The 7,957-nt window shown below is 66.0% G+C and carries 6 protein-coding genes; 4 read left to right on the forward strand and 2 right to left on the reverse strand.

Translation table 11 applies throughout. The annotated features are described in order from the left end of the window. Positions 1–576, reverse strand: a 576-nt coding sequence (locus tag G3N58_RS34565; protein ID WP_206001266.1) for a hypothetical protein, incomplete at its 3' end; no start/stop codon positions are given. Between the two features lie 1,406 nt (positions 577–1,982). Here G3N58_RS34565 and G3N58_RS32735 point away from each other — a divergent pair. The 3 genes from G3N58_RS32735 to G3N58_RS32745 all read left to right on the forward strand — a co-directional run bounded on the left by G3N58_RS32735 (position 1,983) and on the right by G3N58_RS32745 (position 6,065). Then, positions 1,983–3,371, forward strand: coding sequence for an FAD-binding oxidoreductase (locus G3N58_RS32735; RefSeq protein ID WP_206001267.1), 1,389 nt, complete (start codon positions 1,983–1,985; stop codon positions 3,369–3,371). A gap of 311 nt (positions 3,372–3,682) precedes the next feature. Further along, positions 3,683–4,273 carry a YSC84-related protein gene (locus tag G3N58_RS32740; protein ID WP_167043602.1) on the forward strand — a complete coding sequence of 197 codons (591 nt, stop codon included), beginning with the start codon at positions 3,683–3,685 and terminating at the stop codon, positions 4,271–4,273. Between the two features lie 304 nt (positions 4,274–4,577). After that, entirely contained in the window at positions 4,578–6,065 is a 1,488-nt protein-coding gene (locus G3N58_RS32745) for a SulP family inorganic anion transporter (RefSeq protein ID WP_167043600.1), read from the forward strand. Positions 6,066–6,252: 187 nt separating this feature from the next. On the opposite strand, the gene G3N58_RS32750 is transcribed toward G3N58_RS32745, so the two are convergent. Continuing rightward, positions 6,253–6,798: a YbaK/EbsC family protein gene (locus G3N58_RS32750; RefSeq protein WP_206001269.1), complete on the reverse strand. Its 546-nt coding sequence runs from the start codon at positions 6,796–6,798 to the stop codon at positions 6,253–6,255. Positions 6,799–7,043: 245 nt separating this feature from the next. Between G3N58_RS32750 and G3N58_RS32755 the strand changes: the two genes are divergently transcribed. Then, positions 7,044–7,957: YihY/virulence factor BrkB family protein (locus tag G3N58_RS32755; RefSeq protein ID WP_206001268.1), on the forward strand; the 914-nt coding region annotated here is incomplete at its 3' end.

Raw genomic sequence — 7,957 nt, forward strand, 5'->3', positions numbered from 1 at the left:
CACCATCGCCATGGCCGCCATCTCCGTGACCACCATCGCCATGACCGCCATCGCCGTGGCCGCCATCACTATGGCCACCATCACCGTGACCACCATCGCCATGGCCGCCATCTCCGTGACCACCATCTCCGTGGCCGCCATCGCCATGACCGCCATCGCCGTGGCCGTGGCCGCCATCGCCGTGACCACCATCACCGTGACCACCATCGCCATGGCCGCCATCTCCATGACCACCGGCACCATGGCCGCCATCGCCGTGACCGCCATCGCCGTGACCGCCATCTCCATGACCACCGTCACCATGGCCGCCATCGCCGTGACCACCGTCTCCATGGCCGCCATCACCGTGGCCGCCATCTCCATGGCCACCATCGCCATGACCGCCATCTCCATGGCCACCATGCCCGCCGTCACCATCCCCATCACCGCCATGCCCATGATGACCATGCCCGCCATCTCCACCGGAATCACCACCGTTGCCGGCGTCTCCCCCCGAGCCGTCGCCTCCGGTCCCGCCGTTACCGCCGCCATTACCGTTACCGCTACCATTACCGCCATTACCGGCGTTACTGCCATTCCCGTTGTTCCCGCCGGTGCCTCCCGAGCCGGAGTTGGCCGCGCTGTTTCCGCCGCTCAGGCCATTGCCGCCCGTGCTTGTCGACGGCGCCCCGCTACTCTGCGGGCCCGTCGGCGCAGCCGAAGCGAGCCCCACCGATGCGAAGCCCGCTCCGCCTCCCTGAGTCGCGCAGCCGGGCCCGGCACCGCTCGAACATCCGCTGCCCGATGTCTGCGCGCCCGCCATCGCCGCATAAAGGCTCACAGCCACCGCCAAAGCCGCGCGCCGCGTACCCAGCTTCCACGCGTCCCCGTTATGCTTTTTCATTTCAATCTCCTAATTATTCCATCCAGAACGACCGGTCCAAATAACGAGTGAATCTCCGCTCATCGAGAAAACGGAAATCCGAAGCCCGACCGACTTCGCCTCGTGCGAAATAAAACCCGTCACACGGGACACTTCTCTCTCGGAAAATCCCCGGTCCGATTTGGCGTACTTCGAGAGAATCGGCTGGCTGTGCGCCGAACTAATCGTTAAAGCAGCACAGCAAGGCTTGATGGACGTTGAAGTTATGCGCAGAGCAATCAGGTGACCGTGCGCTAGACCACGCAATGCGATATCGCCGATATTCGCGGCAACGTTCCGCACTCGTTCGACGAAGCGGCATCAATCGAAATAAGCCCTGAAACAAGCCATGAATCGTTTGTTCTGACATTCGCCTCACATTATTGACAGCACCAGAAGCGAATCGAAAATAGCGCAATCATCGAGGGTTTTCGCGTACTCAACCGGACTCTTTACATATCGCCTCTTTTATTCATGTGTTTCTCCGCACATAAAACGAAAAATGCCCAAAGGCGAATGAGCGCAATCCCACAGACAGGGTAGATAAAAGCCGCCGCGCCGTTTCACAAACATCGCGCCGTCAAAACCGCCTCCTCGCGCCGGAAAAAAATCTCCGCCGATGTGCGCTAGCGCTCATACATCGGCGCACGCATCGACCACCGCAACCGCCGACATGCGAAGCAACGCAGCAGCCCGCCGCCGCCTCCGAACACTCGCCATCGAAGCCTCAATCGCAATCGGCCCTGCAGACACACTCCCGCGCGCCGCAAAGTGTCGCGGCGCAACCATCAGCGCGGCGCGAACCAACACTTCATCGCGCGATCTTTTTCCGAAGCATGTGCACCATCCGTGCGATCGCGACCGGCCATCGACACCTGCACGCCGCGCAAACGCCTGTCGCGCGAGCGATTGCGCCGCGACGTCCGCGAGCGCGGGTATACCTTTGTTTGACTTCGGCGCGCCGCCCCGTTTACTGGACGCACACCGACCTCCCGATACGCGTTCCCTCGGCGGCGTCCATTTAGTTTGGTCTTCTGAATAGCGCGGCGGGAGCGTCTGCCACTCTCCTGCGAGGTACGCCATGGTCACGATATCCAGCAGCGCAATCGACGCATTCAAAGCCGGCCTGCGCGGCCCGCTTCTCCTGCCCGACACGCCGGATTTCGACGCGGCGCGCGGCATCTGGAATGCGATGATCGACCGCTATCCCGCGATGATCCTGCGTTGCGCCGGCGCGGCCGACGTGCGCAGCGGCATCGCCTTCGCGCGCGACAACGGCCTGCCGCTCGCGGTTCGCGGCGGCGGCCACAACATCGGCGGCAGCGCGCTGTGCGACGACGGGCTCGTGCTCGATCTGTCGTCGATGAAATCCGTGCGCATCGATCCGGCCGCGCGGCGCGCCTATGTCGAACCGGGCGCGACGCTGCACGATTTCGATCACGAAGCGCAGGCATTCGGACTCGCGACACCTCTCGGCATCAACTCGACGACCGGCGTCGCGGGGCTCACGCTCGGCGGCGGATTCGGCTGGCTCAGCCGCCGCTACGGCATGACGGTCGACAACCTCGTGGCCGCCGACGTCATCACGGCCGACGGCGAATTGCGTCGCGCGAGCGCCACCTCGCACGACGATCTGTTCTGGGCGATTCGCGGCGGCGGCGGCAATTTCGGCGTCGTCACGCAGTTCGAGTTCGATCTGCATCCGCTCGGCCCGCTCGTGTACGGCGGCCTCGTCGTGCTGCCGTTCGGGAACGCGAAAGACGCGCTCGTCAGCTACCGCGCCGCCGCGCCCGCGATGCCGGAAGAACTCGCCGTGTGGGCCGTTGCGCGGCTCGCGCCGCCGCTGCCGTTCCTGCCGCCCGACGTACACGGCCAGCCGGTGCTCGTCTTTGCGATGTGCTACACCGGCCCCGTCGAAAACGGTCCGGCCGAGGTCGAGCACGTGCGCGGCTTCGGCGCGCCGCTTGGCGAACATCTCGGGCCGATGCCGTACGAAACGTGGCAACAGGCGTTCGATCCGCTACTCACGCCCGGCGCGCGCAACTACTGGAAGTCGCACAATCTCGCCGACATCGACGATGGTCTGATCGACGCCTTGATCCGTGCGATCGACACGCTGCCGTCGCCGCAATGCGAGATCTTTTTCGGACTGATCGGCAGGCAAACGCAGCGCGTGGCGGTCGACGCAACCGCCTATCCGAACCGCGACACGCTCTATGCGATGAACGTGCATGGCCGCTGGGACGATGCGCGCGACGACGACCGCTGCATCGCATGGGCGCGCGAATTCTTCGAGGCGGCGCGGCCCTTCGCGCTCGGCAGCGTGTACGTGAACTTCATGACGCAGGAGGAAAGCGGCCGCATCGCCGAAGCGTACGGGCCGAACTACGAGCGGCTCGTCGCCGTGAAGAACCGCTACGACCCCGGCAATCTGTTCCGCCACAATCAGAACATCCGTCCGACGCCCTGACTACGCTAGCCGTCCTGACCGCGCGCGGCCGGGAGCCGGCCTCGCGCACGCCCCACCGCCACGACGAGGCACACCGCCCCGGCCCCACAGCGACGCGCGCTTCGACACGCCTTGGGCACACAATCTGCTGGATCATTCGCACACGTCCCGGCACACTGGCGGCGCAGCGTTCCCGTTCCAAATCAACGGCCACGACGCGCGCAAGGAAACTCCCGCGCGTAAAACAGAACAAACGAAAGCAGGCGAAACCGCCGCACTCTCCGATCACGTACAAAACACAAAACGCGTTCGACACGCAAAGGAAAACAGTCATGCGCAGACGACAGTTCATCATGACCGGCAGCGCTGCTCTCGCCGTCGCGGGCCTGAACCTCACCGGTTGCACGACGACTTCGCCGGCTTCCGGCGCCTCGCCCGCAGCCAACGCCGGCAAGCGCGACACGATCAACGCGGGCATCGACTCGACGCTCGCGCGTCTGTACGAAAACGTCGACGGCTCGCGCGATCTCGTCGCCAAGGCGCGTGGCGTGCTGGTGTTCCCGTCGGTGATCGCGGCCGGCTTCTGGGTCGGCGGACAGTACGGCGAAGGCGCGCTGCGCATCGACGGACGCACGGTCGGCTACTACAGCACGCTCGCGGGTTCGTTCGGCTTGCAGATCGGCGCGCAGTCGAAGGCGCTCGTGTTCCTGTTCATGACGAAGGAAGCCCTCGACGATTTCCTGCATAGCCAGGGATGGGCGGTCGGCGCGAACGCGACCGTCGCGGTGCTGAAGGTCGGCGCGAACGGCGCGGTCGATACGTCGACCGCGACGAGCCCGGTGCAGGCTTTCGTGCTGACCAACGGCGGCCTGATGGCGGGCGTTTCGCTCGAAGGCACGAAGGTTTCGCGTCTGATTATTTGAGCGCGGAGATTGGCGTCACCGCGTATTGGCACAGGGCCATTCGTATAGATCGGCTTCACAACCGCGCTACGCCGCACCGCCTCTATCACGGACCATCGCGCAACCTTCGGGCAACCGTCGCGCAACCGCCCGCCGCTTGCGCGACGGTCCGCGCGGCGCTCAGCGACCCGATTCATCGTACTACGGTAGAATTGCGGCCTTTCGCAAAGCGTTCCGCCTTCGGCTGACGCCTCCTTCGCGCCGCCACCTGCATCGCCATGTGCGCGCGCTTGCACCGCGCGCTCGCGCGCCCACCTCGTTGACCATGAACACCGCTAGTCCCGCTCCCGGTCGGCCCGCGCGGCTTTCCGGCATCCGCAGCAACGTGCTCGCCGGCCTGACCTCGTCGTTCGCGCTCGTGCCCGAATGCATCGCGTTCGCGCTGGTCGCCCATCTCAATCCGCTGATGGGCCTGTATGGCGCATTCTTTATCTGCACCGTCACCGCCCTGTTCGGCGGACGGCCCGGCATGATCTCGGGCGCCGCCGGTTCGATGGCCGTCGTGATCGTCGCGCTGGTCGTGCAGCACGGCGCGCAATATCTGCTCGCCACCGTGATACTGAGCGGCCTGCTGATGGTGCTGTTCGGCGCATTGCGGCTCGGCAAGCTGATCCGCATGGTGCCGCATCCGGTGATGCTCGGCTTCGTCAACGGACTCGCGATCGTTATCGCCAGCGCGCAGCTCGCGCACTTCAAACAGATCACGCCGCACGGCGAAACATGGCTGCGCGGCAGCGCACTCGCGACGATGTGCGCGCTCGTCGCGCTGACGATGGCGATCGTCTATCTGCTACCGCGCCTCACGCGCGCCGCGCCGCCCGCGCTGGTGGCGATTCTCGGCGTCGGCCTGTTCACGCAGCTGCTGCATCTGCCGACCCGCACGCTCGGCGACATGGCGCACATCGCCGGCAACCTGCCGGCGCTGCATCTGCCCGACGTGCCGCTGAATCTGGACACGCTGCGCATCATCCTGCCGTACGCGGTGCTGATGGCGATCGTCGGTCTGCTCGAAACGCTGCTCACGTTCAATCTGACCGACGAGATCACCGAAACGCGCGGTCAGCCGAATCGCGAATGCGTGGCGCTCGGCGCCGCGAATATCGCCTCGGGACTGTTCGGCGGCATGGGCGGCTGCGCGATGATCGGCCAAACCATGATCAACCTGAATTCGGGGGGGCGCTCGCGGCTGTCGGGAATCGTCAGCGGCGTGATGATCCTGCTGTACATCCTGTTCCTGTCGCCGCTGATCGAGCGGATTCCGCTCGCGGCGCTGGTCGGCGTGATGTTCGTGGTCGCACAGCAGACCTTCGCATGGGGGTCGCTGCGCGTGCTCGGCAAGGTGCCGCGCAACGACGCGCTCGTGATCGTCGCGGTCACGGTCATTACCGTGTTCGCCGATCTCGCGATCGCGGTGATGTGCGGCATCGTGATCGCCGCGCTCAACTTCGCGTGGCAGCATGCGCGCGAAATTCATGCGCACGCCGAGGATCGCGCGGGCCACCGGACCTACGTGCCGCGCGGCACGCTGTTTTTCGCGTCGACCACGCGCTTTCACGAACTGTTCGATCCGGCGCGCGACCCGGCGAACGTGACCGTCGATTGCAGCCATCTGCTGCTCGCCGATCATTCGGCGCTCGCGGCCTTGCAGGGACTCGCCGAGCGTTATCGCAAGGCGGGCAAGCAGTTGAGCATGAAGAACCTGTCGGAGCGCAACCGCCAGTTGCTGAGCCGCGCGGGCGTCGGCTTCGCTTGAGGTTTCGTTTGGGACCTCGCCTGAGGCCGCGGGCCGAGGTCAGGATCGGGGTCGGGGTCGTGCTCAGGCTCAGGCACGAGCAAGGACACGCGGGCGTACACACTTCGCCAGCAAGCACCGCGTAGCCGCGTTCCTTCCCGCCGGTAGCGCGCGCCGCTTCGACTGCAGCGTCAACGCCGCGACCGTCTCACTCCGCCGACAGCGGCAGCGTCAACTCCGCCACCTCGCAGCGCGGCCACTGCCGCAGCACCTCGGGAGAAAGCAGCAGCTTGGCGGCCCGCACGCCCGCGCCCATGACGATCTGCATGCGCTCCATCACCGCGGCGTCGACGAGAATGCGCCAGTCCCGCGGCAGACCGAACGCGGTAATCCCGCCGAACTCCATCCGGCTATGCTCGACCGCCGTCTCGCGCTGCGCGAACGAGAGCCGCTGCGCGCCGAGCACGGCCTTCACCGCGCCGTTGACGTCGAGCCGCCGCGAACCGAGCGAAACGAGCGCCGCGTAATGCTCGCCGCCGTCCTTTTTGTAGCGGATCACGATCGTGTTCGCGCAGTCTTCGAGGCCGAAGCCGTAGCGCGCGCTGAAGGCGGCGGTATCGGAAGCGTCGTCGGTCACGCCGAACACCGTGATGCCCTGCGCCGGCAATTGTTCGACGACGTGCGCGGGCAGATGCGCGCCCCATTGATCGGCGGCGATGACGTCCAGTTGCTGTACGAATTCGTGCGAATGCATGGTAACGAGGAAGGTGAAGGGAATCCGCTGCATTCTAGCGGCATGCGCGGCGGCCGCGCAGCGCATGCATACCTGCCCGCACAACGATGTGACGGCGTGACGACGCATGGGCGCTGTGTCTTCGTCACGACGGCACGCGCCGCTTAGCTTGTATAGTGGCGGGCACACGGCTTGCGGAGGGCACGCAAGCGAAAGCCGCCCGCCGCGACAAGACGCGACGGCCCGGCACCGTTCGGAACACGACCATGGACCTCGACTCCTTCTCCACCGGGAACCTTCAGCAGGCAGCGCGCAAGCAGGCCAACTGGGTAATCGGCGCGCTGCGGCAATTCTCGGACAACCGCTGTCCGGCGCAGGCGGCCAGCATCGCGTTCTACGCGGCCTTCTCGCTTGCGCCGACGCTCGTGATGGTGATCGCCGTGGCCGGCTGGTTCTTCGGCGCGGCGGCCGCGCGCGGCGAACTGTACGGCCATATCAACGGCCTGATCGGCAATCAGGCCGCCGAGGGCGTGCAGACGATCGTCGAGAACGCGCATCATGCGGGCGCCAAAGGCGGCGTCGCGGCGATCATTTCGTTTTCGCTGCTGGCGATCGGCGCATCGGCGACGTTCTCGTCGCTCAACAGCGCCCTCAATATAGTGTGGCCCTACACCGGGCCGCGCACCTCGGGCGTGCTCGCGCTCGTGCGCGTGCGGCTGGTCTCGTTCGGGCTCGTGCTCGGCGTCGCGTTTCTGCTGATCGTCTCGCTCGTGCTCGATACGGTGATCGTCTTCATCGGCAACTGGCTGTGGGGCAACTCGCCCTATGTCGTGATCGGCAACCTGCTGCAACTCGGCGTCGGGCTGCTTGTGCTGGTGTTCGCGTTCGCCGGGCTGCTCAAGTTCCTGCCCGACGCGAAGGTGCTGTGGCGCGACGCGCTGGTCGGCGGCCTCGTCGCGGCCGTGCTGTTCACGGCCGGCAAGAAGCTGTTCGCGCTCTATCTCGCGCATGCCGGCATGGCCAGTTCGTTTGGCGCGGCCGGCTCGCTCGCGGTGCTGCTGATGTGGCTGTACTTCTCGGCGGCGGTGCTGCTGCTCGGCGCGGAGTTCTCGGCGGCGCGCGGGCGCCTGCACGATCCGCGCGGCGGCTGGGGCATGCAGAACGGCGCGCCGCCGGGCAG

This window comes from Paraburkholderia sp. Ac-20342, from assembly GCF_017104985.1.
Taxonomy (GTDB): Bacteria; Pseudomonadota; Gammaproteobacteria; order Burkholderiales; family Burkholderiaceae; genus Paraburkholderia.

Coding starts and splice junctions, on each gene's coding strand:
- G3N58_RS32745 (WP_167043600.1), top strand. CDS start 4,578: ATGAACACCGCTAGTCCCGCTCCCGGTCGGCCCGCGCGGCTTTCCGGC.
- G3N58_RS32735 (WP_206001267.1), top strand. CDS start 1,983: ATGGTCACGATATCCAGCAGCGCAATCGACGCATTCAAAGCCGGCCTG.
- G3N58_RS32750 (WP_206001269.1), bottom strand. CDS start 6,798: ATGCATTCGCACGAATTCGTACAGCAACTGGACGTCATCGCCGCCGAT.
- G3N58_RS32740 (WP_167043602.1), top strand. CDS start 3,683: ATGCGCAGACGACAGTTCATCATGACCGGCAGCGCTGCTCTCGCCGTC.